This window comes from Lysobacter sp. yr284 (genome assembly GCF_900107375.1).
Classification (GTDB): Bacteria; Pseudomonadota; Gammaproteobacteria; order Xanthomonadales; family Xanthomonadaceae; genus Lysobacter.
Window position 1 is genome coordinate 91,779 of the sequence record NZ_FNPT01000003.1, and the last position, 20,018, is coordinate 111,796.

A 20,018-nucleotide genomic window follows, 5' to 3' on the forward strand; every position below is an offset into this window, starting at 1 on the left:
CTCAGGCGTCCTTGTCGAGGTACTTCTCGGCGTCCAGCGCGGCCATGCAGCCGAAACCGGCCGAGGTGATCGCCTGGCGGTAGACCTGGTCGGCGACGTCGCCGGCGGCGAACACGCCCTCCACCGAGGTCTGGGTGGCGTTGCCGTCCAGGCCGGTGCGGATGGTCAGGTAACCGTTCTTCATCTCCAGCTGGCCGTCGAACAGGCTGGTGTTCGGGGTGTGGCCGATGGCGACGAACAGGCCGTGGATCGCCAGTTCGCGCGAGGAGCCGTCGAGCACCGACTTGAGCTTGAGCCCGGTCACGCCGACGTCGTTGCCGATCACCTCGTCGACGGTGTGGTGCCACACCGGCTCGATCTTGCCGGCCTGGATCTTGGCCTGCAGCTTGTCCTGCATGATCTTCTCGGCGCGCAGGCTGTCGCGGCGGTGCACCAGGTAGACCTTGCGCGCGATGTTGGACAGGTACAGCGCTTCCTCGACCGCGGTGTTGCCGCCGCCGACCACGGCCACGTCCTGGTCCTTGTAGAAGAAGCCGTCGCAGGTCGCGCAGGCGGACACGCCGCGGCCCTTGTATTCGTCTTCCGAGGGCAGGCCCAGGTACTTGGCGGTGGCGCCGGTGGCGATGATCAGCGCATCGGCGGTGTACTCGCCGCTGTCGCCGATCAGCCGGAACGGACGCTTGGACAGGTCGGCGGTGTGGATGTGGTCGAACTGCACTTCGGTGTCGAAGCGTTCGGCGTGCGCCTGCATGCGCGTCATCAGGTCCGGGCCCATCAGGCCGTGCGCGTCGCCGGGCCAGTTGTCGACCTCGGTGGTGGTCATCAGCTGGCCGCCCTGCTGCAGGCCCGTGATCACCAGCGGCTTGAGGTTGGCGCGGGCGGCGTAGACGGCGGCGGTCCAGCCGGCCGGGCCGGAACCGAGGATGACGACGCGGGAGTGCTTGGTTGGGCTCATGTATATAATCGCGGGCTGTAAGGAGTGCGCTGCGCGCAGAGAGGAATCGACGCAAGTTCGCGCGACGCCGGGCCCTGTAAACGGTTCATCGACCCATACGCCGGCGTGTAGAAGATTCCGGAGCAGGGCATAGCTTGGAGGCGCCGTCCCGGCAAAACAAGGCGTGGCGCGCGGACGCAACGTTGCGCGACGCGACGCGCGGCGCGAACCGCCAAACCGCAACTGGCATTGCGGCCGGGGTGAGAGTAAAAAGCCGCGTGTGCGGGCCATCCCCGCCGGACGGAACCGCGTCACGCTGCGCTCCGGACGGTCGCGGATGGTGCGGCGCCGCACCTCGCCACCGTCGCCGCCCGCCGCCACGTTCCGAACGTTCCACCCCACACCGCTCACAGACAACACAACCTGGCTCGGCGCGCCGCGAATGCGGCGTTTTTTCTGGGCCGCACTGGAGACAGCAATGCGTATCGGCGTACCGAAGGAAACCAAGACTCTCGAAGGGCGCGTCGCGCTCGTCCCCGCCGCCGCGGGCGACCTGGTCAAGCGCGGCCACGAGGTCTGGCTGGAGCAGGACGCGGGCGTCAAGAGCGGCTTCAAGGACGCCGACTACACCCGTCTGGGCGTGAAGATCGCGCCGGACGCGGCCGGCCTGTACGAGAAGGGCGAGCTGATCGTGAAGGTCAAGGAGCCGATCGCCGGCGACCTGCAGCACCTGCGCCGCGATCACCTGCTGTTCTGCTACCTGCACCTGGCCGCCGAACCGGCGCTGACCAAGCACCTGCTCGACATCGGCCTGACCGGCATCGCCTTCGAGACCGTCGAGCTGCCCAACGGCGACCTGCCGCTGCTGGCGCCGATGTCGGTCATCGCCGGCAAGATCGGCGTGCAGGTCGGCACCCACCTGCTGCACCAGCCGATGTCGGGCAAGGGCAAGCTGCTCGGCGGCCTGCCCTCGACCGAGCGCGGCAAGGTGGTGGTGTTCGGCGCGGGCAAGGCCGGCGGCGCGTCCGCCGCGCTGGCCGCCGCGGCCGGCGCCAACGTCACCGTGTTCGAGATGCGCCAGGACCGCATGGACGAGATGATGCGCCTGGGCAACAACGTCACCGCGCTGTATCCGTACCACGACGTGGTCGCGCGCGAAGTCGCCTCGGCCGACCTGGTGATCGGCGCGGTGCTGATCACCGGCGCCAAGGCCCCGCACGTGATGACCCGCGAAATGCTGCGCGACATGGAAGACGGCAGCGTCGTGGTCGACATCGCCATCGACCAGGGCGGCTGCTTCGAGACCTCGCGCCCGACCACCTGGAAGGAGCCGACCTACGTCGAAGAGGGCGTGACCCACTTCTGCGTGACCAACATGCCCGGCGCGGTGCCGCAGACCTCCTCGCAGGCCATCTGCGCGGCGATCCTGCCGTGGGTCAACAAGCTTGCCGCCGGCAGCGACTGGCGCAACAACCCGGCGCTGGTGCGCGGCATCAATGTCGAGGGCGGCAAGATCGTGCATCCGGCGTTGCAGGACATGAAGCTCTAACCGCCCGATCCGGGACTCGCGGCCGGCCCTGCCGGGGCGGTTGCGGTCCTGCTGCGAGGCCGCGTGGGGCCGGACGGAGTATTCCGTCCGGCCCTTTGTGCTTTTATGGTGGGAATCGCGCCCGCGACCCGGCCGATTCGGGCCGCAGCGGTTGCGGATTCGTCCCGACTCACTGAACGGGCCGCCGGTCCAGCTCGCCCGGCGGGTTTGCGGCGGTTGATTACTACCTCATCGCTCTTCCTGTATATTCAACGACTAACGGAATCTAGCTAAGGCAGCACATCACGGTGGCGTCCGCTCCCACAGCCAGTCGCAAGAAGGCCAAGGCTCCAGCCGAGGCCGCGCCGCGCGCGGCCGCGTCGTCGCCGCCGTCGCCGAAGCGGCAGCGGTTGATGCGCGACATTTCGCTGATCGTGATCGCGCCGTTGCTGCTGTACTTGCTGGCCAGTCTGTTCACCTTCTCGCCGACCGATCCGGGCTGGTCGCATTCGGGCTCGATCACCGCGCCGCTGCACAATCTCGGCGGCCGGGTCGGCGCTTGGATCGCCGACGTGCTGCTGTACCTGTGCGGCTACGTCGCCTTCCTGTTGCCCTTCATGCTCGGCGCGATCGCCTGGATCGCGCTGTTCGGCATGGACACCGACGGCGACGGCGAGGCCGACCTCGGCCCGGCGTTGCGCCTGGTCGGCATCGTCGGTTTCCTGGTGTCGTCCGCCGGCCTGCTGCAGTTGCGCATCGGCGGGGTCGACAACTTCTCCGCCGGCGCCGGCGGCATCCTCGGCCAACTGGTCGGGCGTTCGCTGTACTCCGGTTTCGGGCCGGTCGGCGGCAACCTGTTCCTCGCGGCCTTGCTGCTGATCTCGTTCACCCTGGCCACCGGGGTGTCGTGGTTCGCGGTGATGGACTGGATCGGCCAGCGCGTGCTGACCCTCGGCCCGGTCGCGAGCAAGCTGTTCCGCCGCGGCAGCCAGCAGGCGACCGAATGGCGCCAGACCCAGGTCATGCGCGAGGAGCGCGAGGAAGCGCGCAAGGCCGACACCGAGCTGCGCGCCAAGCGCGAGAAGGTCAAGATCGAGCCGCCGCCGGCGCCGGTGGTGGAAAAGAGCGAGCGCGCCAAGCGCGAGACCCAGATTCCGCTGTTCCACACCGCCGACGGCAGCGGCGTGCCGCCGCTGGCGCTGCTCGACGATCCCAAGCCGCAGCCCAAGGGCTACAGCGAGGAGACGCTGGAAACCCTGTCGCGGCAGATCGAGTTCAAGCTCAAGGACTTCCGCATCGACGCGCAGGTGGTCGGCGCCTACCCGGGCCCGGTCATCACCCGCTTCGAAGTGCAGCCCGCGCCGGGCGTCAAGGTCAGCCAGATCTCCTCGCTGGACAAGGACATCGCCCGCGGCCTGTCGGTCAAGTCGGTGCGCGTGGTCGACGTGATCCCGGGCAAGTCGGTGATCGGCCTGGAAACGCCGAACACCTCGCGCGAGATGATCTTCCTGTCCGAGCTGCTGCGCTCGAAGGAGTACGACAAGTCCGGCAGCCCGCTGACGTTGGCGCTGGGCAAGGACATCGCCGGCCGGCCGACGGTCGCCGACCTGGCGCGCATGCCGCACTTGCTGGTCGCCGGCACCACCGGCTCGGGCAAGTCGGTCGCGGTCAACGCGATGGTGCTGAGCCTGCTGTACAAGGCCTCCGCGAAGGACCTGCGGATGCTGATGATCGACCCGAAGATGCTGGAGCTGTCGGTCTACGAAGGCATCCCGCACCTGCTGGCGCCGGTGGTCACCGACATGAAGGAGGCCGCCAACGGCCTGCGCTGGTGCGTGGCCGAGATGGAGCGGCGCTACAAGCTGATGTCGGCGGTCGGCGTGCGCAACCTGGCCGGCTTCAACAAGAAGGTCAAGGACGCGCAGGACGCCGGGCAGCCGATGATGGACCCGCTGTTCAAGCCCAACGCCGAGCTCGGCGAGGTGCCGCGTCCGCTGGAGACGCTGCCGTTCATCGTCATCTTCATCGACGAATTCGCCGACATGATGATGATCGTCGGCAAGAAGGTCGAGGAACTGATCGCGCGGCTGGCGCAGAAGGCGCGTGCGGCCGGTATCCACCTGATCCTGGCGACCCAGCGGCCGTCGGTGGACGTGATCACCGGCCTGATCAAGGCCAACATCCCGACCCGCATCGCCTTCCAGGTGTCGAGCAAGATCGACTCGCGCACCATCCTCGACCAGTCCGGCGCGGAGACGCTGCTCGGCCACGGCGACATGCTGTACCTGCCGCCGGGCACGGCGATGCCCGAGCGCGTGCATGGCGCGTTCGTGTCCGACGAAGAAGTGCATCGCGTGGTCGAGCACCTCAAGCAGATCGGCGGCGGCCCGGACTACATCGAGGGCGTGCTCGACGAGATGCAGACGATGGGCGACGGCACCGTGGTCGGCGCGACCGGCCTGCCGGAGACGGCCAGCTCGGGCGGCGACGAATCCGACCCGCTCTACGACGAGGCCGTGCGCATCGTCACCGAGACCCGCCGCGCCTCGATTTCCGGCGTGCAGCGCCGGCTCAAGATCGGCTACAACCGCGCCGCGCGCCTGATCGAGGCGATGGAAGCGGCCGGCGTGGTGACGCCGCCGGAGCACAACGGCGACCGCAGCGTGCTGGCGCCGCCGCCGCCGAAGTAAGCCGACGCGCTGCGGGTCGCGGCGCCGTCGCTGTCTCGCGCATCCGTGGGGTATCGGCGGGTTTCCGCAGTCGCCCGGCGTCGCGCCGGCGCAGCCATCGAGGCCTTGCCGGCGGCCGGCCCGCGGTGGTGCGCGGCCGGTCGGCGCAGGCGGCGTGGCAAACTACGCGGTGAACCCCGATGCGGCCGTCGCAAGCCCGTTCAGTTTCGTCCCAGCACACTGCCGCCATCTCATCCAGGAGTCGCCCCGTGACCCGTTTCGTCCGCCAAGCCGCCCTCGCGTTGTCGCTGTCGGCGACGCTGTTCGCCGGCGCCGCCAGCGCCGGCGCGCGCGACGACCTCAACGCCTTCACCCGCGGCCTCAAGGGCCTGGACGGCCAGTTCGCCCAGCAGGTCTACGACCCCAACGGCAAGCTCAAGGAATCCTCGACCGGCCAGGTCGCGCTGTCGGCGCCGCGGCTGTTCCGCTGGGAATACGCCAAGCCGTATCCGCAGCTGATCGTCGCCGACGGCAAGAAAGTGTGGGTGTACGAGCCGGACCTGCAGCAGGTCAGCGTGCGGCCGCAGGGCGCCGAAGAGCAGAACAGCCCGCTGGCGGCTCTGGTCGACCCGAGCAAGCTCGACGCGATGTTCGCGGTCCGGGAACTGCCCGGCGACGGCGGCCTGAGCTGGCTGCTGCTGACGCCCAAGAGCCAGGGCGAGGCCAGCTTCCGCAGCGCGCGCCTGGGCTTCAGCGGCGGCACGCTGAGCAAGATGGAGATCGTCGACGCGCTGGGGCAGAAGACCGAGATCAGCTTCTCCGGCTGGAAGCGCAACCCGAGCTTCCCCGCCAGCACCTTCAAGTACGCGCCGGGCAAGGGCGTGGATGTGATCGGCGAGGGTTGAGTTTCGGCGCGGCGAAGCGCCGCCGCCGCATCTACGACCGAAGAACGCGAGCCCCGGCTCGCGTTCTTCGTTTTGCGCGGCGCCGACGATGCGGCGCCGGCTCAGTTGCAGTAGCTGATCTGGTAGTTGTGATCGTTGATCATCGCCCAGGCCTTGACCACGCTGCCGTCGCCGCGGGTGTGGAAATCGTTGTTGCCGGGGAGGTACGGCGTGGTCCACGACCCGCCGAACCACTGGATGCGGTAGGAGATGATGTCGCAGCCGTAAGTGCCGGAACAATGCGCGGGCCGGATGTTGCGCAGCAGGGCGTTGTCGATCTGCAGCGAATAGTCGTCGGCGGTGCCGGTGGCGTTGTCGAGGCCGACGACCCAGCGCAGGTCGTTGGCGGGCGTGCCTTGGTAGTCGTAGCAGGCGGCCGAAGCGGGGCCGGCGAAACCGGCGCCGAGCAGGGCATGGGAAAGCTTCATCGCATACGTCTCCTGGGGTGACCGGACGCAGCGCGGTGCTGACCGCGTTCGCGTCGCGCGCCGCGGGCCGGGCGCGGCGGGTCGAATGGGGTGTGGCTGCGTCCGGCGAGCGAGACGCGGCGTTCCGGCCGGCGATGAAACTGCGTCGGCGCGCTGGCGGCGTACAGGGCGAAACCGGGTGCGAATACGGTCGGCGCGGGGCGATTCGGGGATGCGCAGGGAAGGAATCGGGAATCGTGTGCGCTGCGCGCGCGCGGACTTCGCCTGCGAGCACATCAAGAAAAAAACCTATGGATTGAATGTGCCACGGGCTTGCGCTGTCGATCGCGGGTAGCGGTGCGGGGCCGGTATCGGTACGGGCGCGCGCGCGGCTCGCGCGCCGCCGCGTGCGACGCATGCGGCCGGCGGCGCAGGCACAGGCACAGGCACAGTGTCGCGGTCGCGGCTTGCGCCGTCGCGTCAGGCCATGGCGTATGCGCCCGGCGCCGGGCCGCGGGGCGATGATCGGGCTTACAGCGCCTTTTCGTAGCGGATCGTGGTCAGCCCGCTGTTCCACTCTTCGTCTGGGTAGCGCGCGGTTTCGCGGTAGCCCAGGGCCAGGTACAGCGCCTGGCTGCCGGTATTGAAGGTGTCGGTCTCCAGGCTCGCCAGGGCCAGGCCGTCCTCGCGCATCGCGGTTTCCAGCGCCTGCATCAGCGCGCGGGCGATGCCGCGGCGGCGGCCGCGCGCGCTGACGTGCAGGGAGTCGACGAACCCGCCGTCGCGGCCGGCGAAGCCGAGCACGGCGCCGTCGAGTTCGGCGACCAGCAACTGCGCCAGTTGCGCGTCGATGTAGCGCTCGGCGACGCGGTTGCGGCGGTAGTCGGCGATGGCCTGTCCGGTCAGTTGCGGCTGCCAGGTGTCGAGGAAGGTTTCTTCGAGCAGGGCGAGCACGGTGGCGCGGTCGTCGGTGCCGGCGAAACGGATCAGCGGGGCGGCGGCGGACATGGGAGGGCGACGACGGCGGGCGAGGGCGCCATTGTCGCCGCCGCGCGCGGCCGGGCAAAGCGCGGCGCGCGCGGATGCGCGGCGCGCGCGTCGCCGATCGAACGGCCGATTGAGCCGCGGATCGCGCCGCCGCGGTCGGCGGCGCGGTTGCCGGCCGCTCAGCGTGGAATGGCTTCGTGCTGCAGGGTGGCGTTGTCGACGGTGGCGCAGGGCGCTTCGCTGGCGAACAAGCGGTCCAGGTCCAGGCTGGGATCGAGCTTGATCGCCTCGGCCACGCAGGTGGCGCGCTTGATCGAGCTGGACGCCTGGTACCAGTCGCAGTTCTTCGGGTTCACTTCGAACGCGTTCTTCTTCCAGACCTGGGTCGGCGCGGCGTTGCGGGTCACGCAGCGGGTCGAGGCCGGGAAGGCGTACCAGGCGCCGCCGTCGCTCTTGTCGTCCTTGCCGGTGGCGGTGCAGGCCTGGCCGCTGTTGAGGCAGACCCGCTTGCACTGCTTGAGCAGGTCGAGGTCGTCGGTCTTGCAGGCCTTGTTGCCGAGTTCGAAGTTGCAGTTGCAGTAGGCGTTCGGCGCGATCGCGATGCGGGTCACGCTGAAGCGGATGGCCAGGGTCTTGGGGCCGCCGGCATAGCCCTTGATGACCGGCTCGAACGAGGCCTTGCTGGTGCCGTTGGCTTCCTGCAGCGACAGGGAGTCGCGGCCGGCGGCGTCGGTCAGCAGGGCCGGCCAGGTCTGTACGCGATAGACCGCGATGGTCTCGCACGGCGAACTGTCGGGGCAGGCGGCCTGGGCGCCGCCGGCGGCGAGCAGCAGCGCCAGCGCGGCCAGGACGCGGCGGAAGGGACGGGGCAGGGACGGGCGAGGGGACATGGGCGACTCCGGACGTGACGCAATGGGCCAGGGCGCGCGCGGCGCCGGTACCTGTGCGAACGCCGGCGGCGCGGTCTTGTGAGCGCCGGCGCAGGCCGGGCCGGCGCCGGCGGGGACGTCCGCTGCGCGCACCCGGTTTGCCGGGTCCCGCCGTATGCGCGCGCGCCGGGCCGCCGCGGGCCTTGTCGACAGCCGTCGCGGCGCGATCTTGTTATCGTGGCGGTCCTTCTGTTTCAGCCCGATCCGCCGCAGTGGCCCGCAAAACCGCCTCACCTTCCGGGGACATGCCCGACCTGCTCAGCGTCGACCGCGAGGGCCTGCGCCCGCTGGCCGAGCGCATGCGTCCGCGCTCGCTCGACGAGATGGTCGGCCAGCGCCGGCTGCTCGCGCCGGGTTCGGCGCTGCGCCGCGCGGTCGAGTCCGGGCGCGTGCACTCGATGATCCTGTGGGGCCCGCCGGGTTGCGGCAAGACCACCCTGGCGCTGCTGCTGGCGCGCTACGCCGACGCCGACTTCCGCGCCATTTCCGCGGTGCTCTCGGGCCTGCCGGAGGTGCGCCAGGTGCTGGCCGAGGCCGCCCACCGCTTCGCCGAGGGCCGGCGCACGGTGTTGTTCGTCGACGAGGTGCACCGCTTCAACAAGACCCAGCAGGACGCGTTCCTGCCGCATATCGAGCGCGGCACCATCATCTTCGTCGGCGCCACCACCGAGAACCCCTCGTTCGAACTCAACTCCGCGCTGCTCTCGCGCTGCCGCGTGCACGTGATGGAGGCGGTCTCGCCGCAGGACGTGCGGACGACCTTGCGGCGCGCGCTGGACGACGCCGAACACGGCCTGGGCGCCCAGCAGGTGCGCGTGGACGACGAACTGCTGTTGCAGATCGCCACCGCCGCCGACGGCGACGTGCGCCGCGCGCTGACTTTGCTGGAGATCGCCGCCGAACTGGCCCAGGACGAGGACGGCGAGATCACCCCGGCGACCCTGGCCCAGGTCCTGGCCGACCGCACCCGCCGCTTCGACAAGGGCGGCGAGCAGTTCTACGACCAGATCTCGGCGCTGCACAAGTCCGTGCGCAGCTCCAATCCCGATTCGGCGCTGTACTGGTTCGCGCGCATGCTCGACGGCGGCTGCGACCCGCACTACCTGGCGCGGCGGCTGACCCGCATGGCGGTCGAGGACATCGGCCTGGCCGACCCGCGCGCGCTGCAGATGGCGGTGGACGCCTGGGACACCTACGACCGCCTCGGCAGCCCCGAGGGCGACCTGGCCCTGGCCCAGGTGGTGATCTACCTGGCCAGCACCGCCAAATCCAACGCCGCCTACGCCGCGTTCAACCAGGCCAAGGCCGACGTGGCCGAATACGGCACCCAGGACGTGCCGCTGCACCTGCGCAACGCGCCGACCAAGCTGATGAAGCAACTCGGCTACGCCCAGGGCTACCAGTACGACCACGATGCGCAGGGCGGGGTGGCGCTGGACCAGACCGGCTTCCCCGACGCGATGGGCGAGCGGGTGTACTACCAGCCGGTGGCGCGCGGGCTGGAGATCAAGCTCGGCGAGAAGCTGCAACGGCTGCGGGCGCTGCGCGCGCAGGCGCGCGGCGAGGACGTGGACCCGGCGGCGGACGCGGCCGCAGAGTGACCGCAGAGTGACCGCAGCGGCGGCGGCGTCGCGACGGCCTCCTGTAGGAGCGGCGCGAGCCGCGACCGCGGCAACTCAACGATGACGACACTTTCGGCGTAGCTGAGGTGGCGCGGTCGCGGCTCGCGCCGCTCCTACCAAGGGCCGCCGCGGCGACGCTTACTCGGGCTGGTACGACGCCGGCAGCCGGGTCATCCGCAGCACCTCGTCGCTGGGCGCGCTGGACTTGTTGACCAGCACCTGCTGGAGCGATTCGACCTCGGCCCAGACCATGTGCTGCAGGGCCTGCAGCAGGGTGTTGCCGGCCTCCGACAGGCTCAGCCGGCCGTCCGCGCTCAGCGCCAGTCCGTCCTCGATCAGGGCGTGCTTCATATGGCTGGTTTCCGGCTGGACGCCGCGCTGCAGCCCGACCAGCACGCTCAGCAGAGCATGTTCCCGCAACGACACCTTGAACAAAGCGATAGTCCCCTGGGCGCACCCGGCACGTAGTGCTTTATATGTGCCTGTAATCACGATATGGGATCGCATGTGATGACATTTTTGACTCGCACCCGTGCAGGTGAAAGTGGCGTTCACGCCGCCGCCGGGGTACGGTAGCCGGCGCGCGCCGGATCGCCGGCGGCCGGACGCGTTGTAACTGTCACGCCGATGGCGCATCTTCGCCGCTCACGCCGGTGCTCCTGCCGGCGGTCGCCACCAGGAATCGGAATTCCATGCTGATCTACGACCGCGTCGTCCCGCTCAACCGCGAAACCCACCGCCGCCTGCGCATCCGCACCGCGCAGCACAACGCCCGTTTCGCCGCGTCCCTCAACTCGGTGCCGGTGGCGACCATCGAGTTCCCGGCCGCGGCCAACGAGTACGCGATCGTGTTCGCCAAGCTCGCCAACGGCGACTTCCTGCCGGCGGTGCTGGTCGGCCTGCGCAGCCAGCAGAACCTGTACGTGGACGAGAACGCCCGTTGGCGCCGCGGCTACGTGCCGGCGTTCCTGCGCCAGTACCCGTTCGTGCTGGCCGAAGACGCCGACACCGGCACGGTCACGGTGTGCGTGGACATGGCCTACGACGGCCTGTCGGAGGACGAGGGCGAGCCGCTGTTCGGCGAGGATGGCGCCGACACCGAGAGCCTGACCCGGGCGGTGAACTTCCTGCAGGAGCTGCACGGCGAGTTCAAGCGTACCGCGGCGTTCGCGGCCAAGATCAAGGAACTGGACCTGCTGGAAGAGAAGGTGATCCGGTTCGGCAATCCCGACCAGCCGCAGGCCGAGTTGAACGGCGTCTACGCGGTGTCGGAAGAGAAGCTGATGAAGCTTACCGACGCGCAGCTGCCGGAGCTGTTCCGCACCGGCGTGCTGGGGCTGATCTACACCCACCTGCTGTCGATGCGCAACCTGGAGCGGCTGTCGGAACTGGCGCAGCAGGCGCCGGCCAACGTCGCGGCGAACGCGCCGCAGGGCGAGCCGGCGAACTGAGCCGGCGGCGTCGGCGCGGTTCCCGCAAGGGCGGCTTCGGCCGCCCTTTCTTTTTGCGCGCCGCCTGGCCGGTAACCGGTCCGGCGCTCGCCCGGCGATAGTCGTCCGCTGTCGAAGCGAAGTCAGCCGGCCTTTGTGGGAGGGCGTTCAGGCCCAATGCTTTTCTCTCAGACCGATGCGATCTATCGGCCTCTGGCCGGCGAGGGCCGCAGGCTCCCGATCCTATGCCGCCCGGCTTTTGTGGGAGGGCCTTCAGGGCCGATGCTTTCCTTTCAGATCGCATCGGCCTGAGAGAAAAACATCGGGCCTGAAGGCCCTGCCACAAGCGCCAGCCGCCGTCGTCGATGTTGCCAAGACGAAATATCGCGGCGTCAACAGTGCCGCGATCGCCATCGCATCGCTTCTCATCGCCAGACGCGAGAACCCAGCCGCATGCAGGCACGTTGCCATGTCGCGCAGGCATTGCATGCGCGCATTCGGCTTGCTGGGCCGACAGCGCGACGCCGCCGCGAACGGCCCCGCCGCGCGCGATGCGAGCGCGCCGTTCGCATCGCGCTTCGCGACGCATGCACGCTTGTCGCTGCGCACATCGACAGAATTCCACGCGCTTCGCACTTATCGCTGCGACAAAAGAATCGCGAGTCCCTGAGATCGTTCCGCCAACGACGCAACTAAAAATCGCTGCATTTCTTACCTGTGTGATATAGCTCAACTACGGATGAGATGTCGCGTGACCGAACGCGTAGTTCTCGTGTCATCCGTCAGACTTGTGAGCGATGCGTTGCAGCGGCGATACATCTGTGACGTCTTCCGTGTGCGTTGTCATGTAGCAGTTCAAACATCGTCATATAGCGAACCTACCTTGGCGCGGTCTGCCGCCCCCCGATCGCGGGGCCGGCGCAACAGGGATGGTTTCGGGTCGATGCATCTACGCCTCATCGCAGCCGTCGGTCTGACCATGTTCGGACCGACGGTTCTCCATGCGCAGCAAACCGCCCCGCAGGCCGGCGCCGCGCCGGCCGCGGCGGCGCGCTTCGACATCCTCGCCTACCAGGTGCTCGGCAACAGCAAGCTGAGCACCCTGGACATCGAGAAGGTGGTCTATCCGCACCTGGGGCCCAAGCGCAGCGAAGAGGACGTAGAGAACGCGCGGGCGGCGCTGCAGTCGCTGTACGACAGCCGCGGCTATCCCACCGTCAGCGTCGCCATTCCCGAGCAGGACGTCGCCACGGGCCTGGTGACCTTGCAGGTCAACGAGCAGAAGATCGGCCGGCTGCGGGTCAACGGCGCCGACTATTTCTCGCCCGACGACATCGAGCGCGCCGCGCCGTCGCTGGCGCAAGGCGCGGTGCCGAACTTCAAGGACGTGCAGCGCGACATCGTCGCGCTGAACCAGTTGCCGGACCGCCGCGTCACCCCGGAAATCAAGGCCGGGACCACGCCCAACACGGTGGACGTGGACCTCAACGTCGAGGACAAGCTGCCGCTGCACGGCTCGCTGGAACTCAACAACCGCAACAGCGCCAACACCACCGACCAGCGCCTGGCCGCGAGCGTGCGCTACGACAATCTGTGGCAGCGCGGCCACAGCGTCAGCCTGTCGGCGCAGGTCGCGCCGCAGCGCAGCTCCGACGCGCAGGTCTATTCGGCCTCCTACCTGGCGCGCTTCGGCGCTTCGCCGTGGTCGCTGCTGGGCTATGCGGTGCGCAGCAAGAGCGACATCGCCGTGGTCGGCGACCTCAACGTGATCGGCAACGGCACCCTGGCCGGCGTGCGGCTGATGCGTTCGTTCGCCGCCGGCGAGGGCTTCTATCATTCGCTCAGCGTCGGCGTGGACTACAAGGACTTCACCGAGTCGCTGATCCAGGGCGCCGACCGCGGCGCGGTGCCGATCGAGTATTTCCCGCTCAGCGTCAACTACAACGCCGACTGGGTGAAGGAACGCTCGGTCGCCGACCTGGCGCTGTCGGCGGTGTTCAACCTGCGCGGCGTCGGCGACGGGCGCGCGGCGTTCGACGCCAAGCGCTACCAGGCGCAGCCGAATTTCTTCTACCTGCGCGCATCGGGCTCCTACACCTGGAAGTCGCAGCGCGACGCGCAGTTGATGCTGCGCCTGCAGAGCCAGTTCGCCGGCGAGCCGCTGATCAGCAACGAGCAATTCAGCATCGGCGGCCTGGACAGCGTGCGCGGCTACTACGAATCCGAATCGCTCGGCGACATGGGCGCGGCGGCGACGCTGGAGGCGCGCACGCCGTCTTTCGCCGATTCGCTCGGCGACGCGTTCCAGGAACTGCGCCTGCGCGCGTTCGTCGACGCCGGCTACGCCCGCATCAACGATCCGCTGCCCGAGCAGTCGCGCAGCGAGACCCTGGTCAGCGCCGGGCTCGGCGCGACCATCAAAGCCTTCGGCCATCTCAACGGTTCCATCGATGTGGCCCATCCGTTGTCCAGCCCCGGCGGACGCGAACGCAAATCCGACTCGGTCGAGGTGGGCGTGCGGCTGTGGGGCGAGTTCTGACGAAGTCCGAAATCTGAAGTCTTGAGTGTGGGAGGGGCTTCAGCCCCGACGCTTTTGTCGCAGATCGCCGGCAGCGCTCGTCGCGACCGGTCAGGAAGGCATCGGGCCTCAAGGCCCTCCCACCAGTACCGAACATCTCTTGGGGAAAGTGTCGTGACTCAATTGCGCGTGCTGTTGGCCTGTTCGCTGTTGCTGCTGTTGTCGCTGCTGTCGGCTCCGGCCACGGCGGCCTCGTGGTGGGACGGCAAGTGGAACTACCGGGCCAAGATCGATCTCAACACCACCTCCACCGGCGCGGCGATGACCGAGCCGGGCGGCCGCGCGCAAGTGCTGGTGCGCCTGCATTCGGGCAACTTCAACTTCGCCGACGCCAAGGAGGACGGCAGCGACGTGCGCTTCCTCGCCGCCGACGACCGCACGCCGCTGAAGTACCACTTCGAGAAATACGACGGCCTGGTCGACCAGGTCGCGCTGGCCTGGGTGGACGTGCCCAAGCTCGACGCCAACGCGGCTTCGTCGGTGTACGTCTATTTCGGCAATCCCGAGGCCACGCCGGGCAGCGACCCGAAAGGCAGCTTCGACGCCGACAGCGTCGCGGTGTTCCACTTCGCCGACCAGGGCGCGGCCGGCAACGACAGCACCGCCTACGGCAACAACGCGCAGGCGCCGCTGGCGCTGGCGCAGACCGCGCTGATCGGTTCGGGCCTGCAGCTCGACGGCAAGGCGCCGGTCAAGGTGCCGGCTTCGTCCTCGCTCAACCTCGCCGCCGGCCAGCCGCTGACGCTGAGCGCGTGGATCAAGCCGGCCGGCGCCGGCGCCAGCGGCGTGATCGCCTCGCTGCCGGGCGCGCTGACCGTGCTGCTCGAGCAGGGCGTGGTGTACGCCGAAGCCGGCGGCGTGCGCACCGCCGCGGGCGCGCCGCTGGTCGGCGAGGGCTGGGCGCACATCGCGGTGCGCGCCGACGCCGGCAAGCTCAGCGTCTACGTCAACGGCGCGCCGGCCGGCGACGCCGCGGCGGCGCTGCCGGCGGCGGCCGCGGGCCTGCTGGTCGGCGGCGAGGACGGCGCGGCGCGGCCGAACTTCATCGGCCAGATCGACGAACTGCAGCTGTCCAAGGTCGCCCGCCCGCTCGGCCTGATCCAGGCCGCCGCGCACAGCCAGGGCCTGGACGCCAAGCTGCTGACCTTCCAGCCGGTCGAGCAGCGCTCCGGCGACGGCGGCCACAACTACTTCGGCATCCTGTTCAGCGCGCTCACCGTCGACGCCTGGGTGGTGATCGTGATCCTCGGCTTCATGGCCGCGATCTCGTGGTGGGTGATGATCGGCAAGGGCCTGTTCGTCGGCGCCACCGCCAAGGCCAACGAGCGCTTCCTGCTCGCGTTCCGCAAGCACGCCGCCGAATACCCGCTGCACGACGCGGCCTGGGTGCGCGCGGCCGAGGGCAACGGCCCGCTCAACGGCGAGAAGTCCAACCTCGCGCGCCTGCTCGCGATCGGCCTGGACGAGCTGCGCAACCGCGTCGCCGCCGCCGGCGGCCGCCAGGTGGTGCGGCCGCAGTCGATCGCCGCGATCCGCTCGGCGCTGGACGCCGCCGCGGTGCGCGAAGGCCAGCGCCTCAACAAGCTGATGGTGATGCTGACCATCGCCATCTCCGGCGGCCCGTTCCTGGGCCTGCTCGGCACCGTGGTCGGCGTGATGATCACCTTCGCCGCGGTGGCCGCGGCCGGCGACGTCAACATCAACGCGATCGCGCCGGGCATCGCCGCGGCGCTGCTGGCCACGGTGGCCGGCCTGGCCGTCGCGATCCCGGCGCTGTTCGGCTACAACTACCTGCTCAGCCGCACCGAGGCCATCGGTGCGGACATGCAGGTGTTCGTCGACGAGCTGGAGAAGCGCATCGCCGAGGACTACGCCGGCGACGCGCCGCTGCCGGCGCACCTGGCCCGCAGCGTGTCGACGGAGACGCTGCCGTGAAGGTGCAGGGCAAGAAGCCTTACGACGACATCAACATCACCCCGATGCTGGACCTGGCGTACGTGCTGCTGGTGATCTTCATCATCATGACCACCGCGGCGGTGCAGGGCATCAAGGTCGACCTGCCCAAGGCCAGCGCGGCGCAGCCGCTGTCGCAGCCCAAGACCAAGGTCATCGCCATCGACAACGCCGGCCAGGTCAGCATCGACGCGGTGCCGGTCAGCATGAGCGAGCTGGAGCAGCAATTGCGCAACGCGCTGGCCAACGACGCCGAACTGCCGGTGATCCTGCGCGGCGACCGCGCCGTGCAGTACGACAAGGTCATGGCGGTGCTGGACCTGTGCAGCAAGCTCGGCATTTCCTCGATCGGCCTGGCCTCGCAGCGCCAGGCCGCGGGCTAGGGCAGGGGGCCTGCACGTGTCCGAGACCTACGGCCGCGGTTCCAAGTTCTCGCGCGCGCTCGGCGTGATCGGCGCCATCGGCGTCGTCGCGGTGATGGCGTGGCTGGTGTGGTCGCTGATGCAGGGCGCCGGCCCCACCGTCAAGCGCCAGCCGCCGCGCATCACCCAGGTGATCCTGCCGCCGCCGCCTCCGCCCCCGCCGCCGCCCGAGCCGGACAAGGTGCCCGACGAGCCCACGCCGGTGGAGAACACGCCGTTCGAATCGATCGAGCCGCCCAAGGACGACGCGGCCGAACCGCCGGGCGATCCGCTGACCGCCGACGCCGGCCCGGGCAGCAACGAGTTCGGCCTGCAGGCCGGCACCGGCGGTGGCGGCACCCGCATCGGCGGCAACGGCGGCGGCGGCAATCCGTATGCCGGCTACGCCGCGATGGTGCAACGCACGGTGCAGCAGTACCTGCAGCAGGCCGAGAAGACCCGCAAGGGCCGCTACAGCGCCACGGTGGCGATGTGGCTGAACCCCGACGGGACGATCCAGCGCTCGCAGGTGATCGCCGGCACCGGCAAGCCCGAACTCGACGCGGCCATCGTCGCCGCGCTGCAGGGCCGCGCGCTGCCGCAGCCGCCGCCGGCGGAGATGCCGCAACCGATCAACTTGCGCATCGGCGCGTCGTCGCCGGGCTGACCGCGGCGCGCCTCGATACGACTTCAACTTCAGGAAGGCCACGCATGACCGCTTCGATCCAACTCCGCCGCCGTCTTCGTCCCCGCCTGCGCGTGCGCGCGCTGGCGCTCGCGCTGCTGGCGGCCTGCGCCGCGCCGGCGCTGGCCGCCGCGCCGGCGGACGCCGCCAAGATCAGTCCCGAGGTGACCCTCAAGCTGATCGACCTGCTGGTGGCGAAGGGCGTGCTGACCCGCGGCCAGGCCGACGACTTGATCGCCGAAGCCAGCGCCAGCGCGGCCGCCCGTCCGGCCGCAACGGCCGCGGCGCAGCCGGCCTACCAGACCGCGCCGGGCGCGGTGGTGGTGCCGTACGTGCCGGAAGTGGTGCGCCAGCAGATCAAGGACGAACTGCGCGCCGAGGTGGTCCAGCAGGCCAAGAGCGAGGGCTGGGCGACGCCGAACGCGCTGCCGGAATGGACCCAGCGCATCAGCGTCTACGGCGACCTGCGCGCGCGCGCCGAAGACGTGCTCAACGACGGCGAGAACTACCGCGAGTTCCCCAACTTCGCCGCGCTCAACAGCGGTTCGGGTTACGACGTCGCCGATCCGGTCGCCAACCCGGTGCCGTACGTCAACACCACCAAGAACCGCGGCCGCATGCGCCTGCGCGCGCGCCTGGGCGTGCACGCGCAGATCGCCGACTGGGTCGAGGCCGACCTGCGCCTGGCCACCGGCAGCGACCGCAGCCCGGTCTCGACCAACCAGACCCTCGGCGCCGGCGGCAACCTGTCCAAGTATTCGTTGTGGCTGGACCGCGCCTACGTCCGGCTCAAGCCGACCTCCTGGCTCAGCGCCGACATCGGCCGCACGCCCAATCCGTTCTGGACCAGCGAGCTGCTGTTCGACAACGATCTCAACTTCGACGGCGTGGCGGTGAAGACCCAGTTCGCGCACGACCCGGATTTCAAGACCTTCGTCAACGTCGGCGCGTTCCCGGTGTTCAACACCGACTTCGACTTCGGCTCGACCCAGAAGATCGACAAGGAATCCAGCCGCGACAAGTGGCTGTACGGCGCCCAGGCCGGGCTGGACTGGAACTTCGCCGACGCCATGTCGCTCAAGCTGGGGCTGGGCTATTTCCTGTTCGACAAGCTCAACGGCCAGTTCTCCTCGGCGTGCCTGGCGCCGACCGCCAAGGACGTGTGCGACACCGACCTGTCGCGCCCGCAGTTCCAGCAGTTCGGCAACACCATGTTCGCGATCCGCAACATCGTGCCGGCGCAGGGCGCGCCGAACGGCCCGCAGCTGCAGTACTTCGGCTACGCCAGCGAATTCGGCGTGGCCAACCTGCACGCGGCGCTGGAGATCGCCCGCTTCGATCCGGTCAAGATCGTGCTCGAGGCCGACGTGGTCAAGAACACCAAGTACGACGCCGGGCGCATCCGCGCGCTGGGGCCGCTCAACAACTTCAAGCCGACCCTGGATCCGGCCGACACCACCGCGATCTTCGACGGCGGCGACATGGGCTACTACGTCAATCTGCTGGTCGGCCAGCCCAAGATCGAGAAGGCCTGGGACTGGAACGCGAGCATCGGCTACAAGCGGCTCGAATCCGATGCGGTGCCCGATGCCTTCACCGATTCGGACTTCCACCTCGGCGGGACCAACGCGCGCGGCTTCATCGTCGGCGGCTCGCTGGGCCTGGCGCGCAACACCTGGCTGGGCCTGCGCTGGCTCAGCGCCAACGAAGTCACCGGCCAGCCGTACTCGGTCGATGTGATCCAGCTCGATCTCAACACCCAGTTCTGACCGGGAAGGACGCCTAGCGTATGAGCCTGCCTTCGATTCGCCACGCCGCCCTGCGCAGCGCGCCGCTGCTGGCGGCGCTGTGGTTCGCCGCCTCCGCCGCGCACGCGCAGAGCGCCAACGAAACCCGCCTGCGCGACGCGCTGCGCGATACCGCCTCGCGCCTGCGCACCGCCGAGGCCGCGCTGGCCCAGCAGCAGTCCGCCACCGCCGCGGCCGAGCGCGAGCGCGACGAGCTCAAGGGCCGCGCGGCCAAGCCCGCGCCGGCCGCCGACGGCGCGCAACTGGCGGCGCTGCAGCAACGCCTGGGCCAGGCTTCGGCCTCGGCCGAGCAGGCGCGCGGCGAGGCGCTCAAGTGGCGCAGCGCGCAGGAGCAGGCCGCGCAGAACGCTCAGCACAAGGAGCGCGAACGCGCCGAACTGGCGCAGCAGTTGCAGGCGGCGCAGGCGCGCGCGGCCGAATGCGCCGCCGGCAGCGAGGCGCTGTACCGCGCCGGCCGCGAGCTGGCGCAGTTGTACCGCGATCCGGCGTATTCCAAAGGCAGGCGCGTGACCCTGCTCGGGTTCGGCCAGGTCGAGCGCGAGAACCGCGCGCGCGAGCTCGAAGGCCGGCTCGAGGACGAGCGCGCCAAGAGCGCCCAGTGCGGCGCCGGCGAGGGCGCCGCGCGCACCGCCGGCACGACCCCGAACGGGTGATGGACGCTGCGCGCGCCCGCGTCGTAGTCGTTGCGTTGCGTGCGGTCGCGCGCGCGGCGCCTGCGCGCGTGGGCGTGCGTGCGCGCCACGGCGGCGCGCGCGCGGCGCTGGCTGCCGCGTTGCTGTGCGCGGCCGCGGCGCTGCCGGCGCAGCGGCGGATCCTGCCGGCCTCGAAGCCGCCGCCGCCGCCGTGCGTGCAGGTGCGCATCGGCCACGACGAGGCCGGGCGCTGGGATTGCGTCAACGACGCGATCAAGAGCGAAGTCGACAAGGTCGCGCCGGTCGTCGCCGCCGATTCGCCGGGCGAACGGCTGGCGCCGATCGGGCAGGGCCTGGCGGTGCCGGCGGCGACGCGCCAGCGGCTCGGCGACCAGTACGGCAAGTCGGTCGTGCCGCAACGGCCCGACCGCAGTTTTCCCGCTACGCCGCTGTCGCGGCCGCCGGTGCGCTGAGATGCGCGCACGCGCGGCCGAAGCCCTTTTCCCATTCC

At 69.8% G+C, this 20,018-nt stretch carries 18 protein-coding genes; 12 read left to right on the forward strand and 6 right to left on the reverse strand.

The window, feature by feature from the left end; translation table 11 throughout:
- Position 1: 1 nt before the first annotated feature.
- A complete protein-coding gene (gene trxB, locus BLV01_RS07370) occupies positions 2-955 on the reverse strand; it encodes a thioredoxin-disulfide reductase (RefSeq protein WP_091796115.1) in 954 nt (317 codons plus the stop codon).
- Between the two features lie 457 nt (positions 956-1,412).
- Between trxB and BLV01_RS07375 the strand changes: the two genes are divergently transcribed.
- From BLV01_RS07375 to lolA, 3 genes are all read left to right on the forward strand, one after another.
- Positions 1,413-2,483, forward strand: coding sequence for an alanine dehydrogenase (locus tag BLV01_RS07375; protein ID WP_091796117.1), 1,071 nt, complete (start codon positions 1,413-1,415; stop codon positions 2,481-2,483).
- 287 nt (positions 2,484-2,770) lie between these two features.
- Complete coding sequence (locus BLV01_RS07380; protein ID WP_254782545.1) at positions 2,771-5,152, forward strand: DNA translocase FtsK; 2,382 nt, start codon at positions 2,771-2,773, stop codon at positions 5,150-5,152.
- Positions 5,153-5,400: 248 nt separating this feature from the next.
- On the forward strand, positions 5,401-6,036 hold the full coding sequence (lolA, locus tag BLV01_RS07385) for an outer membrane lipoprotein periplasmic chaperone LolA (RefSeq protein WP_254782546.1): 636 nt from the start codon (positions 5,401-5,403) through the stop codon (positions 6,034-6,036).
- A gap of 101 nt (positions 6,037-6,137) precedes the next feature.
- Here lolA and BLV01_RS07390 read toward each other — a convergent pair whose 3' ends face one another.
- The 3 genes from BLV01_RS07390 to BLV01_RS07400 form a co-directional block, all read right to left on the reverse strand.
- Entirely contained in the window at positions 6,138-6,503 is a 366-nt protein-coding gene (locus tag BLV01_RS07390; protein WP_091796125.1) for a hypothetical protein, read from the reverse strand.
- 510 nt (positions 6,504-7,013) lie between these two features.
- Positions 7,014-7,490 (reverse strand): GNAT family N-acetyltransferase, encoded by a 477-nt coding sequence (locus tag BLV01_RS07395; protein WP_091796127.1) that lies wholly within the window; start codon positions 7,488-7,490, stop codon positions 7,014-7,016.
- A 158-nt stretch (positions 7,491-7,648) separates the two neighbouring features.
- Complete coding sequence (locus BLV01_RS07400; RefSeq protein ID WP_091796129.1) at positions 7,649-8,359, reverse strand: hypothetical protein; 711 nt, start codon at positions 8,357-8,359, stop codon at positions 7,649-7,651.
- 284 nt (positions 8,360-8,643) lie between these two features.
- On the opposite strand from BLV01_RS07400, the gene BLV01_RS07405 reads away from it, so the two are divergent.
- The gene (locus tag BLV01_RS07405; protein ID WP_091796131.1) at positions 8,644-9,999 is read left to right on the forward strand and encodes a replication-associated recombination protein A; all 1,356 of its coding nucleotides are present in this window, start codon (positions 8,644-8,646) and stop codon (positions 9,997-9,999) included.
- A gap of 159 nt (positions 10,000-10,158) precedes the next feature.
- Here BLV01_RS07405 and BLV01_RS07410 read toward each other — a convergent pair whose 3' ends face one another.
- Positions 10,159-10,440: a hypothetical protein gene (locus tag BLV01_RS07410; protein WP_139178543.1), complete on the reverse strand. Its 282-nt coding sequence runs from the start codon at positions 10,438-10,440 to the stop codon at positions 10,159-10,161.
- A 272-nt stretch (positions 10,441-10,712) separates the two neighbouring features.
- Here BLV01_RS07410 and BLV01_RS07415 point away from each other — a divergent pair, with 272 nt between their 5' ends.
- A complete protein-coding gene (locus BLV01_RS07415) occupies positions 10,713-11,471 on the forward strand; it encodes a SapC family protein (protein ID WP_091796136.1) in 759 nt (252 codons plus the stop codon).
- 252 nt (positions 11,472-11,723) lie between these two features.
- On the opposite strand, the gene BLV01_RS25265 is transcribed toward BLV01_RS07415, so the two are convergent.
- Positions 11,724-12,059 carry a hypothetical protein gene (locus tag BLV01_RS25265; protein ID WP_139178544.1) on the reverse strand — a complete coding sequence of 112 codons (336 nt, stop codon included), beginning with the start codon at positions 12,057-12,059 and terminating at the stop codon, positions 11,724-11,726.
- A gap of 370 nt (positions 12,060-12,429) precedes the next feature.
- On the opposite strand from BLV01_RS25265, the gene BLV01_RS07420 reads away from it, so the two are divergent.
- The 7 genes from BLV01_RS07420 to BLV01_RS07450 all read left to right on the forward strand — a co-directional run bounded on the left by BLV01_RS07420 (position 12,430) and on the right by BLV01_RS07450 (position 19,980).
- Positions 12,430-13,989, forward strand: coding sequence for a ShlB/FhaC/HecB family hemolysin secretion/activation protein (locus BLV01_RS07420; RefSeq protein WP_091796138.1), 1,560 nt, complete (start codon positions 12,430-12,432; stop codon positions 13,987-13,989).
- Between the two features lie 153 nt (positions 13,990-14,142).
- The gene (locus BLV01_RS07425; RefSeq protein WP_217633460.1) at positions 14,143-15,963 is read left to right on the forward strand and encodes a DUF2341 domain-containing protein; all 1,821 of its coding nucleotides are present in this window, start codon (positions 14,143-14,145) and stop codon (positions 15,961-15,963) included.
- A complete protein-coding gene (locus BLV01_RS07430; RefSeq protein WP_057947457.1) occupies positions 15,960-16,364 on the forward strand; it encodes an ExbD/TolR family protein in 405 nt (134 codons plus the stop codon). The genes BLV01_RS07425 and BLV01_RS07430 overlap by 4 nt, the downstream gene beginning before the upstream one ends.
- Positions 16,365-16,380: 16 nt before the next feature.
- A complete protein-coding gene (locus tag BLV01_RS07435; RefSeq protein ID WP_091796140.1) occupies positions 16,381-17,049 on the forward strand; it encodes a TonB family protein in 669 nt (222 codons plus the stop codon).
- A gap of 44 nt (positions 17,050-17,093) precedes the next feature.
- Positions 17,094-18,836 (forward strand): putative porin, encoded by a 1,743-nt coding sequence (locus tag BLV01_RS07440; protein ID WP_091796142.1) that lies wholly within the window; start codon positions 17,094-17,096, stop codon positions 18,834-18,836.
- A 20-nt stretch (positions 18,837-18,856) separates the two neighbouring features.
- Positions 18,857-19,528 carry a hypothetical protein gene (locus BLV01_RS07445; protein ID WP_091796143.1) on the forward strand — a complete coding sequence of 224 codons (672 nt, stop codon included), beginning with the start codon at positions 18,857-18,859 and terminating at the stop codon, positions 19,526-19,528.
- Positions 19,528-19,980: a hypothetical protein gene (locus tag BLV01_RS07450; protein ID WP_139178545.1), complete on the forward strand. Its 453-nt coding sequence runs from the start codon at positions 19,528-19,530 to the stop codon at positions 19,978-19,980. The genes BLV01_RS07445 and BLV01_RS07450 overlap by 1 nt, the downstream gene beginning before the upstream one ends.
- Positions 19,981-20,018: the final 38 nt, after the last annotated feature.